The organism is Micromonospora sp. DT229 (genome assembly GCF_049844505.1).
Classification (GTDB): Bacteria; Actinomycetota; Actinomycetes; order Mycobacteriales; family Micromonosporaceae; genus Micromonospora.
On the sequence record NZ_JBNCLD010000006.1, the window covers coordinates 40,964 to 66,241 of the forward strand.

Genomic DNA, 25,278 nt, shown 5'->3' on the forward strand with positions numbered 1-25,278 from the left:
GACTTACCGCGCGGCGCAGACACCGAGAGATGGGACAGAAGCGTCCCGCAGCAGGTCCCCGGAAAACCCGACGACAAACCCCGGCGGGCGGCGGTTTCTCCCCGATCAGGGCGGTTCTTCTGCCCCGATCAGCAGGCGAGCCACGCCCGTGGGCCCGGGGGTCAGTGGCGGGCCTGCGCGGGTTCCTCCGGGCCGACGAAGGCCTCGCTGCGGGCCTCGCCGTCGTCACTGCCGCCGAACAGGCGCGCATCGTCCGGCACCTCGGCGTGGCGGCGGGGCGCCCGCGCGGGTCGTACCCACTGCCAGGGCAGGGTGCCGGTGCCGTCGCCGACCTCGGCGCGCAGTCGGGGCATCGCGGTGGGCCGGTGGTCGCGTACCCACGCCACCAGGTGTTCCCGGACCAGGCAGCGCAGGTCCCACAGGGCCCCGGCACTGCCGGCGCTCACCAACGCCCGAATCTTGATCATGCCGCCGGTGGCGTCCGTCACCTGGAGTACGCAGACCCGACCGTCCCACAGCTCGGTGCCCTCCACCAGGCGACGCAGTTCCTCCCGCATGGCCTGCACCGGAACCGACCAGTCGACCTCGAACTCGGCCGTGCCCAGCACGGCGGCCTCGGTGCGGGTCCAGTTCTGGAACGGGGTGTTGATGAAGTAGGAGGTGGGCAGGATCAGCCGCCGGTCGTCCCAGATCTGCACGACCACGTAGGTGAGGGTCAGCTCCTCGATGCGGCCCCACTCCCCCTCGACCACCACCACGTCGTCGAGGCGGACCGCGTCGCTGAAGGCCAGTTGCAGCCCGGCGAAGAGGTTGCCGAGCAGGCTCTGGGCGGCCAGGGCGGCGACGATACCGACCACCCCGGCACTGGTCAGCACACCGGCGCCGATGCCGCGTACGGCCGGGAAGGTCATCAGCATCACGCCGACCGTGAGGATCACGATCACCACGATGGTGACCCGGCGGAGCATGACCACCTGGGTACGCACCCGGCGGGCCTGGCGGTTGTCCGGCACGTCGACCCGGAACCGGGCCAGGGCGGTGTCCTCGAACACCACCAGCAGGGAGGCGACCAGCCAGGCGGTGGCAGCGATGACCGTGAGCACCAGCAGATGCAGGATCACCTGGCGCCCGGCGGTGCCGACGGCGTACCCGGTGCTGAAGCGGATGGCGAACTGCACCGCCAGCACGGTCGCGGCCACCTGGGCGGCCCGGTGGGCGTGCTCGGCCAACTCGGTAAGCAGCACCGAACGGCGGCCCCACCGTTTGATCAGCCGATGCACCACCTCCACGACGACGACGGCGGTCGCCGCCGCGGCGAGCGCGGCGACGACCGTTACCAGGTAGCTGTGCACGTGTTGCTCCTCCTCCGAGCCGACGGCAAGATCCGCACAAAGGGGCTATCGTGCCTCGGATCGCCGCCGCCGGCCACCGCTGGGAGGCGGTGGCCGGCCGGAGGATCAGACCTTGCGGTAGCGGGACTGGAGGAAGCAGTAGACGCCGAAGGCGGCGATGCCGAGGCCGATCAGGATCAGCAGGATGGTGCCGAAGGGCTGGTCACGCAGCGTACGCAGGGCGGCGTCGAGCCCTCGGGCCTTCTCCGGGTCGTAGTTGACCGCAGCCAGCACGACCAGCAGACCGGTGACCGCGAAGGCGCTGCCCCGGGAGATGTAGCCGGCCATGCCGAGACGACGGGCGAGCTGGGTGGTCCGGGCGTCCATCTCGCCGGTCTTGAGCCGCTTCATGAACTTCTTCTTGGCCCCGTAGATGGCCATGCCCACGCCGACCCCGGCGAGGACCAGGCCGGCCAGGCCGACCAGCCAGCGGCCACCGGTGGACTCCATCATCCGCGCGGTGAGCTCCTCCTGCTGGGAGGCGCTGTCGGAGTTGGCGTTGGAGAAGACCTTCCAGGCCGTCCAGGCCAGCCAGAGGTAGATGACCGTCCGGGCGGCGGAGACGACCCGCTCCTTGGTCCGGTCGTTGCCCTGTGCGGCGTGGTGCCCGACGGCCGCCTCCAGGGCCTGCCAGATCGCCATGGCCAGCATGCCGACGGCGATCGCGACGACGACAAACTTGCCCATGGGTTGCGCCGCCAGGGTGCGCAGCGCGCCGGACTGGTCGCCGTCGTCGGCAGACTTGCCGAACGCGAGCTGGAGGACCAGCCAGCCGAACAACAGGTGGACGATCCCGTAGCCGATGAAACCGGCCCGGGCGAGTAGTTCCAGCCACCGGCTGTCGGCCGTACGGGCGGCGGTGGCTTCGGCGTTCCGGGTGAGAGACATAGGCCCTCAATCACCGAACCCGAAGATTTCCAAACGTGGTGCCGCCGCCCGTCGTGACCGTCAGCCCGGGTTGCGGGAGATTCGCACCGCGACCTGGGAATCGGTGACGCTGTCCAAGGTGACCGCCAGACCACCGACCTCGGTGGCCTGCTGGCCGACCGTCAGGGTCAACTGCTCACCGGCGATGTCCAGGGTGACCTGGTCGTTCTGCACGCCGACCAGCTTGGCCTCGACACCGAGAATGTTGGCGTTGGCCTCGACCCCACGGTCGAAGGTCACCGTGCAGGCGTCCAGCCCGCAGTCGGTGCTGGCCCCTTCCGAGCTGCAACCGGCCAGCAGGGCGGTGCTCAGGGCCAGCCCGGCCAGCAGACCGGCGAGCTTACCGAGGGAGGTGGGGGAAGTCTTACCGGCGGAGGGTCGGTTCATCACGCCGCCCAGGGTACGAGAGGCCCGCGAATCCCCGTCGGTGCGCGAGCCGGTCACCAGCCGGGGGTGTCGGCGGCCCCGCTGAGCACCTCGGCCGCGGCCCGCCCGCAGGCCCGGGTGGCGCCGTGGGTGGCGATGTGCACCGGCCCGGTGACCAGGGCGGGGACCCCCAGTTCCACCACCACCGCGTCGGGTCGGGTGGCCAGGGCCCGGTCGACCGCGGCCCGCATCCAGGAGTGCCGGTGCAGGTCCCGCACCACCAGGACCAGGGGACGGCCGGCGGCCCCGGCGCTCGGATCGGCCGGGGTGGCCTCCTCGGTGTAGCGGACTGCGGTGGTGCCCGGCAGCAGTTCGGCCAGGGGGGCGGCCACCCCCCAGGGGGTGGCCGTTCCGATCGCCAGGTGGTGCGGTGGGGCGAACTCCACCACATGCGCGGCGCCGACCAGGGGCAGGGCCCGCTGCCCATCGGTCCGGGTGACCCGGACCGCCCGTCGGGCGGCGGCCAGTCCGACCCTCGAACCCGCCCCCTCGAACCCGCCCTCGACCGACCCGGCCCGGCCGCCGACCGACCCGGTTCGGGCGGCCAGGGTCCAGGCGGCCAGTTGGCCGACCCGCTTGGCCGCCTCGGCCAGGCGTTCCTCCGGCAGTTCCCCGGCGACGACCGCGGCGACGATGGCCTCCCGCATCTGATCGACGACCTGCTCGTCGGCGTGCTCGCCGCCGACACAGATCGCGTCCGCACCGGCGGCCAGGGCGCGGACCACCGCCCCGGGCAGGCCGTACTGGCCGGACACCGCCCGCATCTCCATCCCGTCGGTCACCACCACCCCCTGGAAGCCCAACTCCTCGCGGAGCAGACCACCGAGGATCCGACTGCTCAGGGTGGCCGGGAGTTGCGGATCCAGCGCCGGCACCAGCAGGTGACCGGTCATCACCGCCTGCACCCCCGCGGCGACGGCGGCCCGGAAGGGGGCCAGCTCGACGGCGTCCAGGCGGGCCCGGTCGGCGGTGATCCGGGGCAGGTCGTGGTGGGAGTCGACATGGGTGTCGCCGTGGCCCGGGAAGTGCTTGGCGCAGGCGGCGACCCCGCTGGACTGCAGGCCGCGTACCCAGGCGGTGGTGTGCCGGGACACCAGGGCGGCGTCGGCGCCGAAGGAGCGCACCCCGATCACCGGATTGTCCGGATTGGAGTTCACGTCGGCGTCCGGGGCGTAGTTCAGGGTCACTCCGGCGGCGGCCAGTTCGGCGCCGAGATCACGGGCCACCTCCTCGGTGAGCGCCGGGTCGTCCACCATGCCGAGGGCCAGGTTGCCAGGTCGGGAACTGCCCCGCACCCACTCGATCCGGGTGACGTCGCCGGCCTCCTCGTCGATCGCGACGATCACCTCCGGCCGTTCCGCCCGCAGGGCGGCGGTCAGCGCGCTCACCTGGGCCGGGTCGACGACATTACGGCTGAACAGGACCACCGATCCGAGCCCTTCGCCGAGGAGGCGACGGACCCAGTCGGGCGGGACCGTCCCGACGAAACCGGGCTGCAGCACCGCGTTCGCCAGCGCCGCCAGGTTTCCGTTGGACGCCCTCATGCCTGCTCTCCTCCACTTCGTACCGCCACCCGACGGTGCAGCCATGGTCACACTCGCACCCGAGAATAGTCAATAAACCTTACAGTTGCCTTGGGGGCCCTGCCCGGCGAGAGTGCGGGGATGGAGTTGCTGCTGAGCGACGCGACCAGCCCGGCCGACATTCCCGGCGTACGCCTGCTCGGCCTGGTGGTCGGCGGCCTGCTGTTGCTGCTGGCGATCCGGGCGATGTTCCGGCGCTGAGCCGCCGCTGAGGTGGTCCGACCCGGGAGGTGGTCCGGTTTCGGCATCAGGCCGCCCGGGTACCTGCGGCCCTCGATGAAACTGACCACGCACTCGATGTCGTTGCGCCGCGCGGCTCGCAGCCTGTTCGGTTGGAGCACCCTGCGGCCCAACCAGCTCGCCGCCATGCGGGCCGTGATGAAGCGCCGCGACGCCCTGGTGGTCCTGCCCACCGGCGCCGGCAAGTCGGCGATCTACCAGATCCCGGCCAGCCTGATCCCCGGCCCCACCGTGGTGATCTCGCCGCTGCTGGCCCTGCAACAGGACCAGATCGCCGCCCTCAACGAACGCCGGCGACCGGAGCTGCGGGCGGTGCGGATCAGCTCGGACGAGACACCCGGCCAGCAGGCCGAGGCGATCGCCGAGATCCGCGACGGCCGGGCCGAGTTCCTGTTCATCACCCCGGAGCAGTTGGCCAACCCCCAGCGACTGGCCGAGGTGCGCGAGCTGAAGCCCGCCCTGGTCGCCATCGACGAGGCGCACTGCATCTCCGCCTGGGGACACGACTTCCGCCCGGACTACCTGGCCCTGGGCCAGCTCATCGAGGGCCTGGGCCGCCCGCCGGTGGTGGCGCTGACCGCGACCGCCTCCCCACCGGTACGCGAGGACATCGTCGCCCGGCTCCGGCTACGCGAGCCGGAGATCGTGGTGTCCGGGTTGGACCGGCCGAACCTCTTCCTCGAGGTGGCGCACTGCCCGACCGAGGACTACCGGTGGCGGCGGCTGATCGCCCTGCTGGAGCAGGACGAGCGGCCCGGCATCATCTACGTGCCCACCCGGCGCGCCGCCGAGGAGTTGGCCGAGCGACTGACCTCGGCCGGCTTCCCGGCGCAGTACTACCACGGCGGGATGTCCGGAGGTGCCCGGGCCCGCCTGCACGAGGCCTTCCTCGCCGACCAGGTGCCGATCATGGTGGCCACCTCGGCGTTCGGCATGGGTATCGACAAGCCCAACATCGCCTGGGTGGTGCACATGGCGCTGCCCGACTCGCCGGACAGCTACTTCCAGGAGATCGGTCGCGCGGGACGCGACGGCCAGCCCGCCCGGCTCCTGCTGCTGTGGCAGGCCGAGGACGTCGGGTTGCAGCGGTACTTCAGCGGTGGCCTGCCGGACCCCACCGAGCTGCGCGACCTGGCCGCGTTGCTGCGCAGTGGCCCGAGCACCCGTAAGGAGCTGCGCGAGAGCACCGGCCTGGGGCCCCGCAAGCTCGGTCAGTACCTGGCGTTGCTGGAGCAGGTGGGTGCCGCCCAACCCCGGGCGGGGCAGCGGATCGGGGCACCCCGCTACTCCCCCACCCCCGTGGAGGCCGCCGAGGCCGCCCTGGCCGAGGCCGAACGGCAACAGAACCTGACCCGCTCGCGTACCGACATGATGCGTGCCTTCGCCGAGACCAGCGCCTGCCGTGGACAGACCCTGCTGGCGTACTTCGGGGAGCAGATGAGCGAGATCTGCGGGCACTGCGACAACTGCCACGCCGGCACCAGTGCCGCCGACGACGGTGCGGTGGGTCCCTTCCCGGTGCACAGCCAGGTCCGGCATCCGGAGTGGGGGCCGGGCCTGGTGCTCAGCTACGAGGAGGGCCGGATGACGGTGCTGTTCGACGAGGTCGGGTACAAGACCCTGTCGGTCAGCGTGGTGTCCGAACAAGGGCTGCTGTCGCTGGACTAACCTGGGCCGACCGCCGGCCGCACCCGCCCGGGTCCGGCCGAGGAGAAGACCGACGACGAGCGGGAGAGGCACATGATCGAACAGCCGGCGTACACCGGTTTCGGTTTCACCGACGACGAATGGGGGCTGCTCGTCGGTCTGCCGCAGTCGGTGCTCACCGCGGCGAGTGCCGCCGAGTCCGACGGCACCAAGGCGACCATGGCCGAGAGCGCCGCCGGGCTGGAGAGCATCTCCGCCGGCCGGGAGTCGGCCAGTCCCCTGGTGGCGGCGGTCGCCGGTGAGCTGGTGACCCGGGTGGGCGACCCGGAGGCCGGCGAGGAACTGCCCGCCATCGCCCCCGCCGACCCGCGCACCTACGCCGAGGACGTCCTGGCCCGCGCCAAGGAGGCCATGGAGCTGTTGGCGGCCAAGGTCGACGAGGGTGCGGCCGGCGCGTACCGGCACTGGCTGGTGGAGATCGCCGACCAGGTGGTCGGCGCGGCCAGCAGCGGCGGGGTCCTGGGCTTGGGCGGCAGCGTGGTCAGCGCCTCGGAGCGCCGCTTCCGCGACCGGCTGGCGCAGGTCCTCAACGACTGACCTGAGGGTACGGCGGCACCGGTCGGCGCCGCCGTACCTGTTAGGTCAGCCGACCCGTCGGCGGAACAGCACCGCCGAGAGCACCACCCCGAGGGTCAGGATGCCGAGGGACCAGGCCACCGCCTGGGCCGGTGCCGATCCGACCGGGGTGCCCAGCAGCAGCCCGCGCAGGGACTCGATGACCGGGGTGATCGGCTGGTGCTCCGCGAAGCCGCGCAGCCAACCGGGCATGGTCTCCACCGGCACGAAGGCGCTGCTCGGGTACGGCAGGAACATCACCAGGAAGGTGTAGCCGTTGGCCGCCTCCGGGGTCCGGGCCAGCAGACCGAAGGCCGCGGACACCCAGGAGACCGCGAGCAGGAACAACACCAGCAGCCCGGCGGCGGCCAGCCAGCGCGACGGCGCGACGGCCGGCCGGAACCCGATGGCCACGGCCACCGTCAGCACCAGGGTGGTGGCCACCAGGTTGCGGGCCACGCTGGCCACCACGTGCCCGGCGAGGATCGAGGTGGCTCCCACGTCCATCGTGCGCAGCCGCTCGATCATCCCCTCGGTCAGGTCGGTGGTGACGCTCACCGCGGTGCCCGCCGCGCCGAACCCGGCGCAGAGCAGCAGCACCCCGGGTACGACATAGGTCACGTAGGCCGAGCCGGTGTCGATCGCCCCGCCGAAGAGGTAGACGAAGAGCAGCATCAGCAGCACCGGCAGCACCAGCGAGGTGAGCAGGGCATCGATGTTGCGTCGGGAGAGTCGGACGCAGCGGCCGATCATCACCCCGGTCTGGGCACCCCGCAGCGCCAGCTCAGACACGGGTCACCTCCGGTCGTGCGGCGGCCGGTCGGCCGGTGAGGGTCAGGAAGACGTCGTCCAGGGTCGCCTCCCGGACGGTGAACCGGACCACCCCGTGCCGGTCCGGGTCGATCTCGTCGAGAAGTCGGCGTACCTGCGGCGCGCTGCCGTCGGTGCTGACCGCCAGGGCCAGCCGGGCCGGGTCCTGGCGCAGGACCCGGCCACCGAGGCGCTGCGCCACCTGCGCGAAACCGGCCGGGTCCCGCCAGATCAGCTCCAGTCGCTGGGCCCCGAACCGTCGCTTGAGTTCGGTGGCCGTGCCTTCGGCGGCCAGCCGGCCCTGGTGCAGCACGGTGATCCGGTCGGCCAGCCGGTCCGCCTCCTCCAGGTACTGGGTGGTCAGCAGCACGGTGACCCCGGCCTGGGCCAGTTCGCCGATCACCTCCCACAGGCCCTGTCGACTGCGGGGGTCCAGCCCGGTGGTCGGCTCGTCCAGGAAGATCACCGACGGGGTGCCGACCAGGCTGGCCGCCAGGTCGAGCCGACGGCGCATCCCCCCGGAGTAGGTCCGCACCCGCCGACCGGCGGCCTCGACGAGATCGAACCGTTCCAGCAGGGTGGCGGCCCGACGGCGGGCGGCGGGCCCGGAGAGCCCGGTCAACCGGGCCAGCATGGTCAGGTTCTCCACCCCGGTCTGCCCGTCGTCCAGGGCGGCGTGCTGGCCGGCGAGGCTGATCACCCGCCGGACCTGCCGACGGCTACGCCGCACGTCGTGCCCGGCCACCCGGGCGGTACCGCTGTCCGGGCGGGTCAGGGTGGCCAGGATCCGCACCGTGGTGGTCTTGCCCGCCCCGTTGGGGCCCAGCAGGGCGTGCACTCCGCCGGTGTCCACCCGCATGGTCAGCCCGTCCAGCACCACGAGCCTGCCGTAGGTCTTGCGCAGGTCGTCCAGTTCCACCGCCGGGGGTCCGTTGGCCATGATCCACCTCCGTTAATCTGCGTATGGCATACGCTTTAATGCGTAGACCGTACGCAGAAGATAGGATGGCGGTCAAGCCGTTACTGGGAGGTGGGGTGGGCGAGGTCGAACTGCCCGAGAACATCGCGCTCGCGTGGGGGCTGCGCGACCGGTCCAGTCGGGGCCCCAAGCGCAGTCTCAGCCTGGAACAGGTGGTCGCCACCGGCATCCAGGTCGCGCAGGCCGAAGGGCTGCCCGCGGTGTCGATGAGCCGGGTCGCCAGCGAGCTGGGGGTGTCGACCATGTCGCTGTACCGGTACGTGCCGACCAAACACGACCTGCTCGACCTCATGGTCGACACCGCCTTCGGCCCGCCGCCACCACCTCGCGGCCCCGAGGAGGGTTGGCGATCCGCCCTGGCCCGCTGGGGTGAGGGCAACCTCGTGGCGCTGCGCCGACAGCCCTGGATGCGACACGTGGCGATCAGTGGTCCGCCGATCAACCCGAACCAGGTCCGCTGGTTCGAGTACGGGCTGATCGCCCTGCGCGGCACCGGGCTGCGGGCCACCGAGCGGATCTCCACCATCATGCTGGTCAGCGGGTACGCGCGCAGCTGGGCCATGATCAGTGTGGATCTCGCCGAGGCCGCCGCCCGGTCCGGGCAGACCCCCGAGGAGGTGGGCCTGCGCTACTGGCGCCACCTGGCCGTGCTCACCGCCCCCGGCCCGTACCCCGCCATCCACGAACTGCTGGCCGAGACCTTCGACGAGGAGGAGCACCCCGACGAGGACTGGCGCTTCGGCCTGGAACGGATGCTCGACGGGGTCGAGGTGCTGATCCGCAACCGCGCCTCGGGCCCGGCCTGAGCAGGCCCCCTCAGGCCCGCTCCAACAGGGTCAACACCGCCCGCTCGGCCTGGTCACGAGGGGTGTCCGGGCGTACCGGCGCCAGCACCCCGTCGTGGAACAGGTCGACCACCCGGGGATCCACATAGGAGGTACGGGCCACCGTCGGGGTGTTGCCCAGCAGCTGGGCCACCTCCCGCATCACCCCGGCCACCGCCCGACGACGGGCCGTCACCGACCGGGGTGCCCCGAGCGCGGCCAGTTCGGTGGCCGCCCGCACGGTCGCGTGCCAGGTCCGGAAGTCCTTGGCGGTCATCTCCCCGCCGCTGGCCGCACGCAGATAGTCGTTGACCTCGTCGGCCCGCACGTCCCGCCAGTCCCGCCCGTCCCAGTAGCCGAACAGCCGCTGGGCCGAGCGGCGCCGCCTACGCAGGTCGACCAGCACCTGGCACAGCTCCGGGTCGGAGACCGACCGCACCTGCTCCACACCCCCCTTGGCGGGGAAGGCGAAGACCACACAACCCTGCCGCAGCCGGGCGTGCTCCGGGCGCAGGGTGGCCACCCCGAAGGTCGGGTCCTCACCGGCGGCGTACTGGTCCCCGCCGACCCGGAAGGTGCCCATGTCCAGCAGCCGGGTCACCGTGGCCAGCACCCGTTCCCGGCGCAGCCCCCGCCCGGCCAGATCCCGGCCCACCCGCTCCCGCAGCACCGGCAGCCGACGGGCCACCTCCAGCACATGGTCGAACTTCGCCTGATCCTGACGCTGACGCCAGAGAGGGTGGTAGAGGTACTGCTTGCGGCCGGCGGCGTCGATCCCGGTGGCCTGGATGTGCCCGTTGGGGTACGGCGAGATCCAGACCTGCCGCCAGGCCGGCGGAATGACCAGCGACCGCAACCGGGCCAGCTCGTCGGGGTCGCCCACCGGGGTCCCGTCCGGTCCCAGGTACGACCAGCCCTGGCCGCGCCGGCGGCGTCCGTACCCCGGCCGACCCGGATCGCTACGCCGCAACCGCACGGTCCGCACGCACCGCCCGTTCCACCCCGTCGACGGCCCCCAGCACCCGGTCGAGATCGAGCGCGGCCATCGTAGGGTGACTACCTACCCCGTCCCAGTCCGGCCATGCCCCCGGCCCGACCCAAAGCACCCGGTGCCGTCGCCGCTCCGGCGGCGGCCCCCACCGGCTGGGCGGGACCGGGCCGAAGAGCACCACCGAGGGGGTGCGGTAACCGGTGGCCAGGTGCGCCACCCCGGTGTCCCCGCTGACCACCAGGCGGGCGTCGGCCACCAGGGCCGCCAGCCCGGCGAGGTCGGTGCCCCCGGCCAGCACCGCCTCCGGGGACAGGCCGGCCCGCGCCGCGATCCGGGCCACCGTGGGGCGTTCCCGGGCACTGCCGGTCAGCACCACCCGGTGTCCCTGCTCGGTCAGCCGCCGGGCCAGGGCCGAGTACCGGTCGGGCGGCCACCGCTTGGCCGGCACCTTGGACCCGGGATGCAGCACGGTCACACCGGCCAGGTTCGACGGCGGCGGCCGACGCAGATCCAGATCCGTGGGGTCGGCCGCGATGCCGTAGCCCGCCAGCAGGCGGCACCACCGCACCACCTCGTGCTCGTCGTCGTCCCACCCCGGCCCGTCGAGCTGCCCCGCCTCGGGGTTGGCGAAGGCGAACAACCGACCGGGGTCCACGGTGGCCAGCAGCCGGTGCGAGTCCGGGCCCCGGCCGTGCAGGTTCACCGCCACCTCGACCGCCGCCCCGGGTCGGTCCAGCCGCCTCAGCCCGGCGGTCGGCAGCAACCGGTCGACCCCGCCGACCAGCTCGACCAGCGGCGCCAACCAGGCCGGCGCGGCCAGCACCAGTTCCGAATCGGGGTACGCCGCCCGCAACCCCCGCAGCGCCGGGACCGCCGTGGCCAGGTCACCGACGCCCAGGGCACGCAGGGCCAGGATCACGGGTAGGAGGTCTCCTGCTCGGCGCAGACCACCAGCTCGCGTACCGCGCAGCCGGCGGGCTGGGACAACGCGAACATGATCGCGGCGGCGGTGTCCCCCGGCTCGTTGAGGATCGCGTCCGGTCCGGGCCGGTACTGCGGGTCCCGATCGTCGAAGAAGGCCGTCCGCATCCCACCCGGGATCAGCAGGGTCACCCCCACCGTCCCGGCCAACTCGGCGGCGAGCGCCCGGGTGAACCCGACCACCCCGAACTTCGCCGCGCAGTACGCGGTGGCGTCGCTGACCGCCTTCAGCCCCAGGGTGGAGGCCACCGTGACGATGTGGCCCCGGGAGGCCGTCAGGAAGGGCAACGCCGCCCGGATCACCGCGGCGGTGGCCAGCAGATCCACCGCCACGATCCGATCCCAGGTCTCGCCGGGCACCTCGGCCAGTCGACCGGGCACGTCGATGCCCGCCGCGGTGACCACCGCGTCCAGTCCCCCGGTCCGCTCGACCAGCCGACGGGTGGCCTGCTCCGCGCCCCGGGTGTCGGCCAGGTCGCATTCGATCCACGGCACCCCGTCGGCGGGTGCCTGCCGGTCGAGCACGAGGGGTCGGCCGCCGGATCGGGCCACCGCGGCGACCACGGCCGCGCCCAGGCCGCTGGAACCGCCGGTGACCAGTACCGTCCGGCCGATCTCCGGGGTGCTCATGCCAGTGCTCCGGTGGACCGGGTGGCCGCGATCAGTCCGGTGGTGGAGCGTCCGTCCAGGTAGGGCACCACCACGCTGTGGCCGCCCCAGCGGCGCAGGATCTCCGCCTCGGGCAGGGCCTCGGCCCCACCGGTGGCGTAGTCGCCACCCTTGACCCAGATGTCCGGTCGCAGCCAGGACAGGGCCGCAGCCGGGGTCGACTCCTCGAAGATCACCACCGCGTCGACGCAGCTCAACGCGGCCAGCAGCCGAGCCCGGTCGACCTGCCCGATGACCGGCCGCTGCGGGCCCTTGAGCCCGGTGACGCTGGCGTCGGAGTTCAGGCACACCACCAGGCAGTCGCCGAGTTGCCGGGCGGCCTGGAGGGTGGCCAGGTGACCGGCGTGCAGCAGGTCGAAGCAGCCGCCGGTGGCGACCACGGTGCCCCCGGCGGCCCGGACCCGGGCCACCACGGCGGCGGCCGCGGCCACCCCCACCCGGTCCTCCGCGGCCGGGGCGTGCACCGGCTGCGGGGCCCGCCGGACCGGCGGTGGCAGTGCGGTGGCCACTCCCCCGTCGGCCACGTACGCCGAGGCCTCGGTGACGGCCTCCCGGACCGCCTCGGAGACCACCGCCCCACCGGCCAGGGCCAGGCTGGCGGTGGCCGCGAAACGATCTCCCGCACCGCAGGTGTCCCCCTCGGCGGCGACCGGAGCGGGCACCATCAGGGGGGTGGAGTCGGCCTGACTGAGCAGGGCGCCCTCGGCCCCCAGGGTCACCGCGACCGCGCCCGAACGCCACCGCTGCCGCAGCCGCTCGGCCCCCTCGGCGGCGGTGGCCAACCGGGTCGCCCCGACCGGTGCCTCCACCAGATGCCGCACCTCGGCCTCGTTCGGGGTGGCCAGGTGCACCCCGGGCACGGCCGCCGGTCCACGCGGGTGCGGATCCCAGACCACCGGGGCCCGGGTCGCCGCCAGGGCCGCCCGCAGCGCTGGTTGCCGGGCCACCCCCCGGCCGTAGTCGCTGACCAGCACCACGGAGGCGCGTTCGATCACCCGCAGCACAGCCGCCGCGGGCTCCCCCGGCTCGCCGGCGCCACCACCCCGGTCGTGGCGCAGCAGCACCCGCCCACCGGCCCGCAGCCGAATCTTCTCCGGGGTGGCTCCGGTCAGCCGCAACGGATACACCTGCACCCCGGCGGCGGCCAGCAACACCCCGAGGCGGGCCGCACCGGCGTCTTCCGCCAGCGCGGTGATCAGCACCACCTCGGCGCCCTGGGCCGCCGCGAAGACGGCGGCCAGACCCGCCCCGCCCGGCCGGTCCAGGTGGGTGATCTCGTCGAGGACCGGCACCGGGGAGTCCGGACAGAGCCGGTTCACCACGCCCTCGACGTCGCGGTCGAGCAGGGTGTCGCCGAGCACCACCACGGGTCCTGTCACGATTGCCTCCTCACGCCTCGACCGGTCGCCCGACGTCGCCGTCCAGCACCACCTCGACACCGGTCCGGACCGGACCCACCGCCGGTGCGACCGGCTCCGTCTCCGGCAGGCAGTCCGGCAGCGCCTGTTCGACGTACTCGCAGAGCAGGTGGCTGGAGACCAGGTGCAGTTCCTGCACGACCTGGCTGTCCGGCGACTCCACGGCCAGCACCTCGTGGCACACCTCGGCCAGGGGGTTCGGGGCCGGGCCGGTGAAGGCCCAGCAGCGCAGCCCGGTCTCCCGCCCGGCCCGGGCGGCGGCCAGCAGGTTGCCGCTGCCGCCGCTGGTGGACAGCAGCAGCAGGACGTCCTCCGGCCGCCCGTGGGCGCGGACCTGGCGGGCGAAGACCTCGTCGTAGCCGTAGTCGTTGCCGATCGCGGTCAACGCCGAGGTCTCGGCGTGCAGGGCGATCGCCGACAGGGGCTGCCGGTCCTCACGCAACTTGCCGACCAGTTCGGCCGTCAGGTGTTGGGCTTCGGCGGCGCTGCCGCCGTTGCCGGCCACCAGCAGCCGACCGCCGTCGGTGAGCCGCCGGGCCAGGGTGGCCCCCCACCGGGCGAGCAGCGGCTCGCAGCGTCGGTACGGCGGCAGGGCCACCGCCAGGTTGGCCAGGTGCCGCTCCAACAGGGTGGCCGCCGGCATCAGGCCACCACCCGGGTCGGCCGACGTACGGCGACCACCTCGGCGTACACCTCGGCCAGCCGCTGGGCGGTCACCGTCCAGGAGTAGTGCTGCCGGGCCCGGGCCCGGGCCGCGCCCGCGTAGGCGAACCGGCGGATCCGGTCGTCGAGCAGCCGCCGCAGCGCCTCGCCCAGCGCCCGGGGATCCCGGGCCGGCACCAGATCCCCGGTCACCCCGTCGACCACGGTGTCGCGCAGACCCCCGACGGCGGTGGCCACCACGGGCACCCCGCAGGCCATCGCCTCCAGCGGGGTCAGGCCGAAGGGCTCGTACCAGGGGGCGGCGACCAGGATGTCCGCCGACCGGTACCAGCGGCCCATCTCCTCCCGGGGCACCGCCCCCACCAACCGGACCCGGTCGGCCACCTCGCAGCTGCCGGCCAGGGCCCGCAACCGCCGGGCGTACGGGTCGGCCTCCAGCAACCCGGCCGGTGGCCCACCCACGACCACACACTCCGCCTCGGGTACGTGGGCCATGGCCCGCACCACGGTCTGGAACCCCTTGCGTTCCACCAGTCGTCCGACCGTGAGGATCCGGGGCCGGACGGGTTCCCGCTCGGCGGCCGGGCCCAGCGGGGCGAAGGTGCCCAGGTTCACCCCGGACGGGATGACGGTCATCGCCGAGCGGGGCACGCCCATCCGGACCAGCTCACCGACCTCGTCCCGGCACTGCGCGACGACCCGGTCGACGGCGCGGCCGAGCTGGAGTTCGTAGCCGATGCGGCGGGCCGGGCTGGTGTCCTGCACCCCCTGGTGGCGGCGCTTGACCGTGCCCAGGGCGTGGTACGTCTGCACCACCGGGATGCCGGTGGCCCGACCGGCCTGGAGGGCGGCCAGTCCGCTCATCCAGAAGTGCGCGTGGATCACCTCGGGGGTCCAGTCCCCGCCGCGCCACTGCTCCACCAGCCAGGCCCCGAAGGGGCGCATGTGCGGCAGCAGGGCGTCCTTGACCACCGGTTCGGCCGGCCCGGCCGGTACGTGCACCACCTCGTAGCCGTCCGCGGTGCGTACGGTCACCGGCAGGTCGACCGCGTCGCGCCGGGTGTAGACCCGCACCTCGTGCCCGGCGGCGACCAGCGCGGCGGACAGCTCCGCGACATGGGTGTTCTGACCACCGGCGTCCTCGCCGCCCAGGATGGCTAGCGGGCTGGCGTGCTCCGAGATCATCGCTATCCGCATACTTCCTCCTCCAGCAGCCGGTCCCAGTCGGCGAGGAAACGGTCGAGGCCGTAGCGCTCCCGGGCGACGGCGCGGGCCACCCGGCCCACCCGGCGGGCCTGCTGCGGCTGGGCGACGAACCGGCCGGCGGCGGCCAGCAGGGTGTCCACCCGGGTGGAGAGCGCCCCGGCCTGCGGCGGCACCGCCATCACCGCCTCCGTGGTGGCCAGCGCCACCACCGGCATACCGATGCTCATCGCCTCGATCAGGCTCAGCCCCAGCGAGGTCCACCGGCACAGGTGCAGGTACGCCCGGCGGCGCGCCAACTCGGCGTGCATCCGGTGCTGCGGCACGTCGTCGTGGCTGGTCAGCCGGTCGGCGGGCAGCCCCAGGTGGTCGGCCAGCCCGGCCACCTTCATGCCGAACACGTCCAGCGGGGCGATCTCGGCGAACCGGGGCAGCAGGTCGGTCCCGGTGACCCGCCACCGGCGTACCGGCTCGTTGATCACCACGGCCAGCCGGTCCAGTTCACCGGTGTACTCCACCGCCGGTGGCACGATGCCGTGGTCGATGACCGTGGTCCGGGTGGCCCCGGTGTCCCAGAAGAGTTCGTTGAACGCGGTCACGTGCGCGATCAGCAGGTCGTCCCGGTCGGCCATGGGGTGGCGGCTGTGCGGGACGTCGCCGTCCTTGGGGGTGTTGTGCTCCACGTAGATCGCCGGCAGGTCCCGGCCGGGCCGGCGGCCGAGCCACTGCGTCGCCAGGTCCAGTTCCTCCGGGCGTTGCAGGATGACGAGGTCCACCTCGGCGCTACGCAACTGCTCCGGGCTCACCTCGGCCGCGCTGTCCGGCCAGGTGTAGGTGCGGGCCCGACCCAGGCCGTACGGCCCCCGGTCCGGGGTGGCCGGTACCAGGTACCGGTGTTTGCCGTGCACGAAGGAGGTGGTCCAGGAGCCGTGCACGTGCCAGAGCAGGATGTTCATCGGCTGTTCCCGCTGCTGGTGACGGGCACGTCCAGCAACCGCAGGGCGGCCAGGACCGCGTCCGGTTCCACCTGGCTCAGGCAGGGGTGTCCGGGTACCGGGCAGCGCGCGGCCCGGGTGTCGCGGCAGGGCGCGGTGGCGTCGCCCAGGCGTACGGTCGGCACCCGCCAGGGGCCCCACTGTCCGAAGGGGACCGTGGGGGCGAAGAGGCTGACCACCGGCACCTCGTGGGCGGCGGCCAGGTGCGCCGGGCCGGTGTTGCCCACCACGACCGCCCCGGCCGCCGCGACCACCCCGGACAGTTCGGCCAGCCCGGTCCGCCCGCCCAGGTCCACCGCGTGGGCACCGGCCACCCGGGCGGTCAGGTCGCGTTCCTGGGCGTCCCCGGTGACCACCACCCGGTGCCCGGCGTGGACCAGGTGCCGGCAGATCCGCTCGGCCACCTCCGGTGGGCAGCCTCGGGCCTGGGCCGCCGATCCGGGGTGCAGCACCACGTACCCGGGCGCACCGGCCTCGGGTGGAGGCGGTGGGGCCGGACGCAACCGCAGTCGGGGCTGGTCGTCGGGGGGCAGCGGATAGCCCGCCGCGGCGGCCAGGGACAGGGCGCGTTCGGCCTCCGGCACCCCGGGCGGTACCCGGTGCCGCACGTCCAGCAGGGCTCCGGGGTAGTCGTCGCTGATCGCGGCGATCCGGGCCACCCCGGCCATCCGCAGCAGCAGGGCCAACGGCAACGGCGACTGGTGGAAGGAGGTGAAGATCACCGCCTCGTCGGCGCCGACGGCGGCCAGCCGGGCCACCAGGGCGGTCATCTCCGCCGGGTCGACCGGTGCGGGTGCCGGGTCGATCCACGGCAACCGGTGCTCCACCACCTCGTCGATGCCCGGCAGCAGGTCGGCGGCGGCCCGTCCGCGTGGGCCGCAGAGCAGCACCACCCGGTCGGCACCGGCGGCTACCGCCCGGATTCCCGGCCCGGTCACCAGCACGTCGCCCGCCGAGTCCGACCGCACCACAAGCACGGTCCGTCCCCGGTCGGCCGGGGCCCCGGCGAGGGCGGGTCGCAGGGCCTGCTGGCGGCGCAGGATCTCGCCGACCGCCGAGGGCAGGTCGTCGGCCACCCAGGGGGCCGCGGCGATCTCCTCGGCCCGGGTGACCGGGGTGGGCACCAGGACACCGGCCGCCCCGGCGGCCAGGGCCGCGGTGACGTCCCGTCCGATGTCACCGATCAGCACGCAGCGGGCCGGCACGGTGCCCAGGGCCTCGGCTGCGGCGTACACCAGACCCGGGGCCGGTTTGCGGCAGACGCAGGCGTCCCCGTCGTCGTGCGGGCACACCTGCCAACTGTCGAAGGGCCCCAACAGCTCCTCAACCCGGTCGTGCACCCGCTCCAGTTGCCCCTCGGTGAACAGGCCCCGGGCCAGCCCGGACTGGTTGGTCACCACGGCGAGTCGCAGACCGGCGGCCCGCAGCCGGTCCAGCGCCGTGCGGGCGCCGGGCATGGCCCGGACCTTGTCCGGATCGCCGTTGTACGGCACGTCCTCGATCAGGGTGCCGTCGCGGTCCAGCAGCACCGCGTCGAACAGCAGGGACCCGCGACCGGCCGGTCCCGCGCCGGCCGGCACCTCGGCTGGCCTGCGCTGATCCGGTTGCCCATGGTCCCCTCGCACGGGCGGCGGGTTCCCGGCGCCCCGAGGAGTAAACGTCGATCGCGACGCGGCGGACGACTGCCGGCGCGTCGGCGGCCCGATGACGCCGCCAGCGGTGGCCTTACCCGTCGCCCCGGAGAAGCTAACCCACCTGCCGTTAGCCGGCCCGGCCGGCTGGGTAGGGAGAACCGATGGCGATCGTGCAGCGGGTGATCGAGGCCCCGGTCGGGCAGGTCTGGGCGGTTCTCGCGGACGGCTGGACCTACAGCGACTGGGTCGTCGGCACCGCCCACATGCGGGACGTGGACGACGGCTGGCCGGCGGTCGGCACCCGCCTGCACCATCGGGCCGGGCCCTGGCCCTTCTCCCTGGAGGACTCCTCCGTGGTGCTGGAGTGTGAGCCGGAACGCAGGCTGGTGCTGCGGGTGAAGCTCTGGCCCGCCGGTGAGGCCGTGGTGGTGTTCACCCTGGAACCGGTCGGACCCCAGGCGACCCGGGTGTCCCTCGGCGAGGACTTCGCCGCCGGTCCGCTGCGCTGGATCCGCACCAAACTCAACGATCTGGTGTTGCACCTGCGCAACCGGGAGACCCTCAACCGGCTCTCCGACATCGCGCGGCGGCAGAAGAACTGACCGCTCTGCGGACGGAAGCCCACGTCGGCGTAGCCGTGGAGAACGGGCGGGGGAGCCATTTCGCCCCGGAAGGGGCAACTGGCTACTCTCTGAAGGACCCTGTTCGCAGATTGAGGATGTCCCCCATGATCGAACCCGTCCAGTTACCCTCGCCGTGGCGGGACGTGCGCCTGACTGTCGTGGTGCCGACCTACAACGAGGCCGGCAACCTGCCGACCCTGGTCGAGCGGCTCCTCGCTCTGCCACTGCCCGGGCTGAAGGTGCTGGTCGCTGACGACAACTCGCCGGACGGCACCGGCGAGGTGGCCGACAAGCTGGCCATCGAGCATCCCGAGCGCATCGAGGTGCTGCACCGACCCGGCAAGGAGGGTCTCGGGCGGGCCTACGTGGACGGGATCGGGCGGGCCCTGGAGAGCGGCGCGGAGTACGTCGCCCAGATGGACGCCGACCTGTCGCACCCCCCGGAGGCGCTGCCCGGCATGCTGGGTGCCCTGCTCTCCACCCAGGCCGGGGTGGTGATCGGGTCGCGGTACGTCCCCGGTGGCGAGCTGGACGAGAACTGGCCGTTGTACCGCCGGGCCCTCAGCGGCTGGGCCAACCTCTACGTGCACACCCTGCTGCGGGTACGGATCCGGGACCTGACCGCCGGGTTCAAGATCTGGCGGGCGGACGCGTTGCGCGACATCGGTCTGGAGCGGGTGCAGTCCAACGGCTACAGCTTCCAGGTGGAGATGCACTACCTGGCCACCAAGCTGGGGCACACCATCCTGGAGGTGCCGATCCGGTTCGAGGAGCGGCGGGACGGCGCCTCGAAGATGACCACCGCCACCAAGATCGAAAGCGCCCTGATGCCGTTCAAGCTGCGTACCCGGCATCGTCACATCGACCGCTGAGGCACCGGCGTTCAGCGGTAGATGGCACGGTGCGCGGTGCGTACCGCCCGGTGGTAGACCTCGCCGGTGAGGACGCCGTCGCGGGCCAGGGCGGCGCGGGCGGCGTTCGCGCCCGGTGCGCCGTGCACCCCGCCACCGGGATGAGCCGACGAACTGGCCAGGAAGAGCCGGTCGACCGGAGTGTCCGCCCGGCCCAGACCGGGGACCGGGCGCAGGAACAGTTGCTGGTACGGCGCGGCCGTGCCACCGCCCAGGGCCCCACCGACCAGACTGGGATTGGCCTGCTCCAACTCGGCCGGCCCGGCCACATGCCGGCCGACGACCAAGCTCCGGAAGCCGGGGGCGGCGTCCTCCAGCACGGCCTCCATCCGCTCGACATGGGTCATCAGTTCCTCGGCCCGCCAGTCCCGACGGAACGGCAGATGGGTGTACGACCAGAGGGACTCGGTGCCCGGCGGGGAGTGGCTGGGGTCGGCCACGGACATCTGCCCGAGCAACAGGAACGGATCACGGGGCAGTTCACCCCGGGCCAGGGCGGCGGAGTACCCGGTCAGCCCGTCGAGATCCGCGCCCAGGTGCACCGTGCCGACGGTGGCCAGCTCACGGTTGCGCCACGGCATCGGGCCGGACAGCGCCCAGTCGACCTTCAGGGTGGAGCCGTCCCAGCGGAAGTGCTCCAGGTCGGCCACCAACGTAGGCGGTAGCGCGGCGGCACCGACCAGGTCCAGGTAGAGCGCGGGGGCGGGCACGTCGGCCAGCACCGCCCGCCGGGCCCGCCAGAGGCGTCCACCGGCCGTGCGTACCCCCACCGCCCGGCCCCGGGCGATAAGCACCCGGTCGGCCCGGGCCCCGTAGTGGATCCGGCCACCCCGCTCGGTCAACCGGGCCACCAGGGCGTCGGTGATCTTCTGGGCCCCGCCCACCGGCACCGGCCAGCCGACCTGCTGCCCGAGCATCGCCAGCAGCCAGCCGTACACCCCGGAGCCGGCCTCCTCGGGGGACAGGTCGGTGTGCAGGGCACAGCCGGCCAGCAACGCGGTACCGCCGGCACCGGCGAACAGTTCCGCGCCGAGGCGGCGTACCGGTAGCACCATGCGACGGGCCAGCCGCAGCGAACCGCCGACCCGCAACCGACGCAGCAGGTCCAACCCGCCGCGCACCGGCGGGAAGGGCCTGGTGATCAGGCCGATCATCGGATCGGCCACCTGCCGCCACTGGTCGTACGCGGTCAGCCAGCGCTGCCCGTCACCGGGCGCGAACTCCTCCAGGGAGGCGGCCGTGACCGCCGGATCCCGGTTGAGCAGTGCCGCCCGCCCGTCGGGGAACAGGTGCGCCAGCACGTCCGGGGCGTGTCGCCAGGCCAGCCCGTGGCGGGACAGCTCCAGCTCCCGCAGCACCGGGGAGACGTAGCCCAGCGGATAGAAGGAGCTGTAGAGGTCACTCAGGTAACCCGGTGCGGTGACCTCGGCCGAGCGCACCGCACCGCCGGGCACCTGGGTGGCCTCCAGGACCAGCACCTCCCAGCCGGCGTCGGCCAGCAGGTTGGCGGCGACCAGCCCGTTGTGTCCTGCTCCGATGACGAGGGCGTCGGCGCGTTCGGCCCCGGTGGAACCCGGCGAAATCATCCAGGGACGCTACCCTGCGGCCAACCGGGCGAAACGTTTGCCGGGCGCGACCAGGGGCATGCAGCGCCCATGTACACCGTTACGCAGCTGATCGGTGGGGTGTGGGGGGCCGGCGGGGACGACGGCGAATTCGTGGTGTGCGACCCCTCGGACGGCAATCGGGTGAGCACCGCGCCGATCGCTACCGCCGACGAGGTCGACAAGGCCGTGGCGGCGGCCCGTGAGATGGCGCCGCAGTGGGCCGCCACCCCGGCGGCGGAGCGGGCCGCAGCCCTGCTGCGGGCCGCCGAGGCGGTGGCCGAGGCGGCCGACGACCTGGCCCGGGCCACCACCGCCGAGATGGGCAAGCCCCTGGCCGATGCCCGCGGCGGGGTCGAGGCCGGCATCGCCACCCTGCGCCAGTACGCCGAACTGGCCCCGGCGCGTGGCGGCCGTACCCTGCACGGCGATCCCGCCGCCCTGGACTTCATGGCCCCCGAGCCGCGCGGGGTGGTCGCCGTCCTCACCCCCTGGAACGATCCCGTGGCGGTGGCCTGTGGGCTGCTGGGGGCGGCCCTGGTCACCGGAAACGTGGTGCTGCACAAGCCGAGCGAACGGACTCCGGCCACCGGGTGGCTGCTGGCCCGGGCCCTGGACGCCGCACTGCCGGCCGGGGTGCTGTCGCTGCTCACCGGCGGGCCGACCACGGGGGCCGCGCTGGCCGCCGCCGAGGTGGACGTGGTGGCGCATGTCGGCTCCACCGCCACCGGCCGGGCGATCGCCGCGGCTGCCGCTGCCGGTGGCGCCAAGGTGCTGTTGGAGAACGGCGGCAGCGACCCGCTGATCGTCGATGCCGAGGTCGACCCGGTCTGGGCGGCCGAGCAGGCGGCCCAGGGGGCCTTCGCCAACGCGGGACAGATCTGCGTGGCGGTGGAGCGGATCTACGCCCACCGGGACATCGCGGAGGACTTCGTCGACGCCCTGGTGAAGCGGGCCGCCGCCCTGCGGGTGGGGCCGGGTCGTGACCCCCGGACCGACCTCGGTCCACTTGTCGACCGACGCCACCGGGACCAGGTGCACGGGCAGGTCACCGCGGCGGCTGCCGAGGGGGCCCGGATCCGGGTCGGCGGCACCCTGCCCGAGGGGCCCGGCGCCTACTATCCGGCCACGGTGGTCGACAACTGTCGGCACGATTTCACCCTGGTCCGGGAGGAGACCTTCGGGCCGGTGGCCCCGGTGGTGGTGGTCGACTCGTTCAGCGAGGCGCTGCGCTGTGCCGCCGACTCGCCGTACGGGCTGGCCGCCACGGTGCTGACCAGGTCGATGAGTCACGCCCAGCGGGCCTGGCGGGAGTTGCCGGTGGGCACGGTGAAGGTCAACGCGGTCTTCGGCGGGGCTCCGGCCGGTGCCGCCCATCCGCGTCGGGGCAGCGGCCAGGGCTTCGGTTACGGGCCGGAGCTGCTCGACGAGTTCACCGCCATGAAGGCGGTGCACCTCCAGGCCCCGGGCGGCGGTCACTGGTGAGGGTGCGGTCCCGGTCAGCCAGGCACCGCCTGCGACCGGAACCGCACCCGAGGGGCCTACCGCCGGATCAGTCGCCGCGGGCCTTGCGGGTCTGCCGGTCGTTGGCCTTCTCGATGGCCTTGACCAGTTCCGGCTTGGCCATGCTGGACCGGCCCCGTACGTCCAGTCTGCGGGCCACCTCAAGGAGGTGCTCCTTGGGTGCGTTGGCGTCCACCCCGCCGGCGGTGGGTGCGCGGCGCTCGGGACCCCCGCCTTCGGCCTGTCGGTCGCTCGGACCCTTGCGGCCCTTCGGCTCCCAGTGGTCGCCCACCTTCTCGAACTGGTGCTTGACGGCGGCGAAGGCGGTACGGTGCGCCCGCTGCCCCTCGCCGTAGGTCTGCACCGCGGAATCGTGTGTCTTCTCCCAGGTGCGCTGGGCCTTCTCCGGGGAGCGCCGCAGCGTGCTGGGCAGTACCTCGCGCCCGGGCATCTCGGTCCTCCTTCGTCGGATGGCGTTCCGACTCGCCTTCCCGTCGGTGTCGCCGGTAAACCGGGGCGGCGGTTTGTCGCCGTTTCGCACCGGGTACCGGCCGGGCCTGGGTCGCGTACGGCTAGGAGCGGTGATGACCACGACGAACCCCGACCTCCCGCCGGCCGAGCCCTCGACCTCGCCGCTGCCCCGTCGGATCCGCCAGTTGCACCTGTCGACCTGGCGTGGGGTGCTGCTCCGCAGCGGCCGCAACTACCTGCGGGACAACTGCACGGACTGGGCCGCCGCCCTCACCTACTACGGGGTACTCGCCCTCTTCCCCTCCACCGTGGTGGTGGTCGCCCTGGTCGGTCTCGTCTCCGACGGCGAACGCACCGTCGACACCGTGTTGGACCTGGCCCGGGGGGTGGGTGCCGGTGCGGTGGTGGGCAACGAGGGTTTCGTCGGGGTGGTCCGGGCGGTGGTGGACCAGAACAGTTCCGCCGGGGTCCTGCTGAGCTTCGGCCTGTTGGGCGCCCTCTGGTCGGCCTCGAACTTCATCGCCTCCTTCACCCGGGCCTCGAACGCGATCTACGGCGTGGCCGAAGGGCGGCCGGTGTGGCGGCTGCGTCCGATGCAGATCGGGCTGGCCGCCCTGTCGCTGATCATGCTGGCCACGGTCGCCGCCGGTCTGATCGTCAGCGGCCCGGTGGCAGACGCGGTCGGCGACCTGATCGGTGCCGGCGGGGCGGCCCGCACCGCCTGGGCGGTGGCCAAGTGGCCGGCCCTGGCGATGATCGCCATGCTGCTGATGTCCCTGCTGTTCTGGGTGGCCCCGAACGTGCGTCAGCCCCGGTTCCGCTGGCTGACCCCCGGCGGCGCGGTGGCCCTGCTGGCCTGGATGCTGGCCTCCTTCGGCTTCGGCCTGTACGTGGCGAACTTCGGCTCCTACGACGCCACCTACGGCAGCCTCGGGGCGGTCATCGCCTTCCTGGTCTGGCTCTACCTGTCCAACTCCGCGCTGATGCTCGGGGTCCAGATCAACGCCGAACTCCAGCGCGGTCGGGTGCTCCAGTCCGGTGCCGGGGACCCCACCGAACCGGTGCTGCCCCCACGGTCCCCGGCCGGTTCGTGACCGCTTGCCGGGTTTACCACCCGCCCTGCCGGGTAGCGCAGAAGACATGGATCGCGGCAACAGCAAGCACGCACCCAGGGTTGACGACCAGATGAGCCAGGAGGTCAACGGCCTGGTCCAAGGGCCGGGGACCGGTGGCTCGCGGGTCGACGAGACCCGGGTACCGGAACCGGCCGGCGAGGATCAGCCGGAGACGACCACCGCCGTGGGCGGTGACCAGCGCAGCGGCACCCCGCAGGGGATGACCTCCGAGGACGTCGAGGCACGCAGCCGGCTAGGGCGATTCATCACGATGACCGCCCTGCCCGGCGACCGGGCCGCCCTGCTCGCCAACGCGCGGGAGAACGAGGCACCCGACGACGTGCTCGCCGCACTGGAGCGGCTGCCGGAGGGCACCCGGTACCAGACCGTGTCCGAGGTCTGGGCGGCGCTGGGGCACAAGAACGAGACGACGCGCTGGTGAGGCGGGCCACCCAGGTCCACCGCCCTCGCCGGCGCAGGGAGGGATGCTGATGAGTGGCGTAACCGAACATGTCGACGTGGCCGTCCCGGTGCGGACGGCGTACGACCAGTGGACTCAGTTCGAGGAGTTCCCCCACTTCATGGAGGGCGTGGAGTCCGTACGGCAGATGTCCGACACGATGACCCACTGGACGGTCGAGATCGCCGGGGTCAAGCGGGAGTTCGACGCCGAGATCACCGAGCAGCTGCCCGACGAGCGGGTGGCCTGGCGCTCGACCGGCGGCACCCAGCACGCCGGGGTGGTGACCTTCCACCGGCTGGACGAGCACAGCAGCCGGGTCAGCCTGCAACTGGAGTTCGACCCGCACGGTGTGATCGAGCAGGCCGGGGACAAGCTCGGCGTGGTCGACCGGCGGGCCAAGGGTGACCTGCAACGGTTCAAGCAGTTCATCGAGCGGCGCGGGCAGGAGACCGGCGCCTGGCGCGGAAAGGTCGACCGACCCCAGCCCTGATCATGATCTCGTCGAGGGGCGCCCGGTGTGACCCGCCGCCCCCGACCCACTGTGCCCCCCCCCCCCGGTGGCCCCCCGTTTGCCCCACCCGGGCCGGGGTCG

The 25,278-nt window shown here is 73.3% G+C and carries 25 protein-coding genes; 9 read left to right on the top strand and 16 right to left on the bottom strand.

The window, feature by feature from the left end:
* Positions 1–161: 161 nt before the first annotated feature.
* From ACLQ2T_RS11350 to ACLQ2T_RS11365, 4 genes are all read right to left on the bottom strand, one after another.
* Positions 162–1,352, bottom strand: a complete 1,191-nt coding sequence (locus ACLQ2T_RS11350) for a mechanosensitive ion channel family protein (RefSeq protein WP_425765967.1) — start codon at positions 1,350–1,352, stop codon at positions 162–164.
* Between the two features lie 105 nt (positions 1,353–1,457).
* Entirely contained in the window at positions 1,458–2,279 is an 822-nt protein-coding gene (locus ACLQ2T_RS11355) for a DUF1206 domain-containing protein (RefSeq protein ID WP_425765968.1), read from the bottom strand.
* 60 nt (positions 2,280–2,339) lie between these two features.
* Positions 2,340–2,705: a hypothetical protein gene (locus ACLQ2T_RS11360; RefSeq protein ID WP_425766271.1), complete on the bottom strand. Its 366-nt coding sequence runs from the start codon at positions 2,703–2,705 to the stop codon at positions 2,340–2,342.
* A gap of 53 nt (positions 2,706–2,758) precedes the next feature.
* Entirely contained in the window at positions 2,759–4,288 is a 1,530-nt protein-coding gene (locus ACLQ2T_RS11365) for a glycoside hydrolase family 3 protein (RefSeq protein ID WP_425765969.1), read from the bottom strand.
* A 315-nt stretch (positions 4,289–4,603) separates the two neighbouring features.
* On the opposite strand from ACLQ2T_RS11365, the gene ACLQ2T_RS11370 reads away from it, so the two are divergent.
* Both ACLQ2T_RS11370 and ACLQ2T_RS11375 read left to right on the top strand, forming a co-directional pair.
* The gene (locus tag ACLQ2T_RS11370; protein ID WP_425765970.1) at positions 4,604–6,235 is read left to right on the top strand and encodes a RecQ family ATP-dependent DNA helicase; all 1,632 of its coding nucleotides are present in this window, start codon (positions 4,604–4,606) and stop codon (positions 6,233–6,235) included.
* Positions 6,236–6,307: 72 nt separating this feature from the next.
* Positions 6,308–6,811: a hypothetical protein gene (locus tag ACLQ2T_RS11375; protein ID WP_425765971.1), complete on the top strand. Its 504-nt coding sequence runs from the start codon at positions 6,308–6,310 to the stop codon at positions 6,809–6,811.
* A 45-nt stretch (positions 6,812–6,856) separates the two neighbouring features.
* Here ACLQ2T_RS11375 and ACLQ2T_RS11380 read toward each other — a convergent pair whose 3' ends face one another.
* Both ACLQ2T_RS11380 and ACLQ2T_RS11385 read right to left on the bottom strand, forming a co-directional pair.
* Positions 6,857–7,621, bottom strand: a complete 765-nt coding sequence (locus tag ACLQ2T_RS11380; protein WP_425765972.1) for an ABC transporter permease — start codon at positions 7,619–7,621, stop codon at positions 6,857–6,859.
* Complete coding sequence (locus ACLQ2T_RS11385) at positions 7,614–8,579, bottom strand: ATP-binding cassette domain-containing protein (protein ID WP_425765973.1); 966 nt, start codon at positions 8,577–8,579, stop codon at positions 7,614–7,616. The genes ACLQ2T_RS11380 and ACLQ2T_RS11385 overlap by 8 nt, the downstream gene beginning before the upstream one ends.
* Before the next feature lie 95 nt (positions 8,580–8,674).
* Here ACLQ2T_RS11385 and ACLQ2T_RS11390 point away from each other — a divergent pair, with 95 nt between their 5' ends.
* Positions 8,675–9,424 (top strand): TetR/AcrR family transcriptional regulator, encoded by a 750-nt coding sequence (locus ACLQ2T_RS11390; protein ID WP_425765974.1) that lies wholly within the window; start codon positions 8,675–8,677, stop codon positions 9,422–9,424.
* A gap of 10 nt (positions 9,425–9,434) precedes the next feature.
* Here ACLQ2T_RS11390 and ACLQ2T_RS11395 read toward each other — a convergent pair whose 3' ends face one another.
* Genes ACLQ2T_RS11395 through ACLQ2T_RS11430 form a run of 8 tightly spaced genes read right to left on the bottom strand, consistent with a single transcriptional unit; the run spans position 9,435 to position 17,942 of the window.
* Positions 9,435–10,418, bottom strand: coding sequence for a DNA topoisomerase IB (locus ACLQ2T_RS11395; RefSeq protein ID WP_425766272.1), 984 nt, complete (start codon positions 10,416–10,418; stop codon positions 9,435–9,437).
* Entirely contained in the window at positions 10,402–11,352 is a 951-nt protein-coding gene (locus ACLQ2T_RS11400) for a glycosyltransferase family 9 protein (protein ID WP_425765975.1), read from the bottom strand. The genes ACLQ2T_RS11395 and ACLQ2T_RS11400 overlap by 17 nt, the downstream gene beginning before the upstream one ends.
* Positions 11,349–12,044, bottom strand: coding sequence for an SDR family oxidoreductase (locus ACLQ2T_RS11405; protein WP_327026852.1), 696 nt, complete (start codon positions 12,042–12,044; stop codon positions 11,349–11,351). Before ACLQ2T_RS11405 ends, ACLQ2T_RS11400 begins: the two co-directional genes overlap by 4 nt.
* Positions 12,041–13,462 carry a PfkB family carbohydrate kinase gene (locus ACLQ2T_RS11410; RefSeq protein ID WP_425765976.1) on the bottom strand — a complete coding sequence of 474 codons (1,422 nt, stop codon included), beginning with the start codon at positions 13,460–13,462 and terminating at the stop codon, positions 12,041–12,043. Before ACLQ2T_RS11410 ends, ACLQ2T_RS11405 begins: the two co-directional genes overlap by 4 nt.
* A gap of 10 nt (positions 13,463–13,472) precedes the next feature.
* Positions 13,473–14,147, bottom strand: coding sequence for a D-sedoheptulose-7-phosphate isomerase (locus ACLQ2T_RS11415; protein WP_425766273.1), 675 nt, complete (start codon positions 14,145–14,147; stop codon positions 13,473–13,475).
* On the bottom strand, positions 14,144–15,361 hold the full coding sequence (locus ACLQ2T_RS11420; protein WP_425765977.1) for a glycosyltransferase: 1,218 nt from the start codon (positions 15,359–15,361) through the stop codon (positions 14,144–14,146). The genes ACLQ2T_RS11415 and ACLQ2T_RS11420 overlap by 4 nt, the downstream gene beginning before the upstream one ends.
* Positions 15,352–16,323, bottom strand: coding sequence for a glycosyltransferase (locus ACLQ2T_RS11425; RefSeq protein ID WP_425765978.1), 972 nt, complete (start codon positions 16,321–16,323; stop codon positions 15,352–15,354). Before ACLQ2T_RS11425 ends, ACLQ2T_RS11420 begins: the two co-directional genes overlap by 10 nt.
* Positions 16,320–17,942 carry an HAD-IIIA family hydrolase gene (locus ACLQ2T_RS11430; RefSeq protein ID WP_425765979.1) on the bottom strand — a complete coding sequence of 541 codons (1,623 nt, stop codon included), beginning with the start codon at positions 17,940–17,942 and terminating at the stop codon, positions 16,320–16,322. Before ACLQ2T_RS11430 ends, ACLQ2T_RS11425 begins: the two co-directional genes overlap by 4 nt.
* A gap of 215 nt (positions 17,943–18,157) precedes the next feature.
* On the opposite strand from ACLQ2T_RS11430, the gene ACLQ2T_RS11435 reads away from it, so the two are divergent.
* Both ACLQ2T_RS11435 and ACLQ2T_RS11440 read left to right on the top strand, forming a co-directional pair.
* Positions 18,158–18,598 (top strand): SRPBCC family protein, encoded by a 441-nt coding sequence (locus ACLQ2T_RS11435; protein WP_425765980.1) that lies wholly within the window; start codon positions 18,158–18,160, stop codon positions 18,596–18,598.
* A 125-nt stretch (positions 18,599–18,723) separates the two neighbouring features.
* Positions 18,724–19,491, top strand: a complete 768-nt coding sequence (locus ACLQ2T_RS11440; protein ID WP_425765981.1) for a polyprenol monophosphomannose synthase — start codon at positions 18,724–18,726, stop codon at positions 19,489–19,491.
* A gap of 11 nt (positions 19,492–19,502) precedes the next feature.
* Here the strand turns inward: ACLQ2T_RS11440 and ACLQ2T_RS11445 are convergent, their stop codons facing one another.
* Positions 19,503–21,116: a phytoene desaturase family protein gene (locus ACLQ2T_RS11445; RefSeq protein WP_425765982.1), complete on the bottom strand. Its 1,614-nt coding sequence runs from the start codon at positions 21,114–21,116 to the stop codon at positions 19,503–19,505.
* Between the two features lie 69 nt (positions 21,117–21,185).
* Here ACLQ2T_RS11445 and ACLQ2T_RS11450 point away from each other — a divergent pair, with 69 nt between their 5' ends.
* A complete protein-coding gene (locus ACLQ2T_RS11450; RefSeq protein WP_425765983.1) occupies positions 21,186–22,619 on the top strand; it encodes an aldehyde dehydrogenase family protein in 1,434 nt (477 codons plus the stop codon).
* A 67-nt stretch (positions 22,620–22,686) separates the two neighbouring features.
* Here the strand turns inward: ACLQ2T_RS11450 and ACLQ2T_RS11455 are convergent, their stop codons facing one another.
* On the bottom strand, positions 22,687–23,088 hold the full coding sequence (locus ACLQ2T_RS11455) for a ChaB family protein (RefSeq protein ID WP_425765984.1): 402 nt from the start codon (positions 23,086–23,088) through the stop codon (positions 22,687–22,689).
* A gap of 133 nt (positions 23,089–23,221) precedes the next feature.
* Here ACLQ2T_RS11455 and ACLQ2T_RS11460 point away from each other — a divergent pair, with 133 nt between their 5' ends.
* The 3 genes from ACLQ2T_RS11460 to ACLQ2T_RS11470 are packed head-to-tail and all read left to right on the top strand — an operon-like array spanning position 23,222 to position 25,176.
* Positions 23,222–24,202 (top strand): YihY/virulence factor BrkB family protein, encoded by a 981-nt coding sequence (locus ACLQ2T_RS11460; protein WP_425765985.1) that lies wholly within the window; start codon positions 23,222–23,224, stop codon positions 24,200–24,202.
* 46 nt (positions 24,203–24,248) lie between these two features.
* Positions 24,249–24,665, top strand: a complete 417-nt coding sequence (locus ACLQ2T_RS11465) for a DUF2795 domain-containing protein (protein ID WP_425765986.1) — start codon at positions 24,249–24,251, stop codon at positions 24,663–24,665.
* Between the two features lie 49 nt (positions 24,666–24,714).
* Complete coding sequence (locus tag ACLQ2T_RS11470) at positions 24,715–25,176, top strand: SRPBCC family protein (RefSeq protein ID WP_425765987.1); 462 nt, start codon at positions 24,715–24,717, stop codon at positions 25,174–25,176.
* Positions 25,177–25,278: the final 102 nt, after the last annotated feature.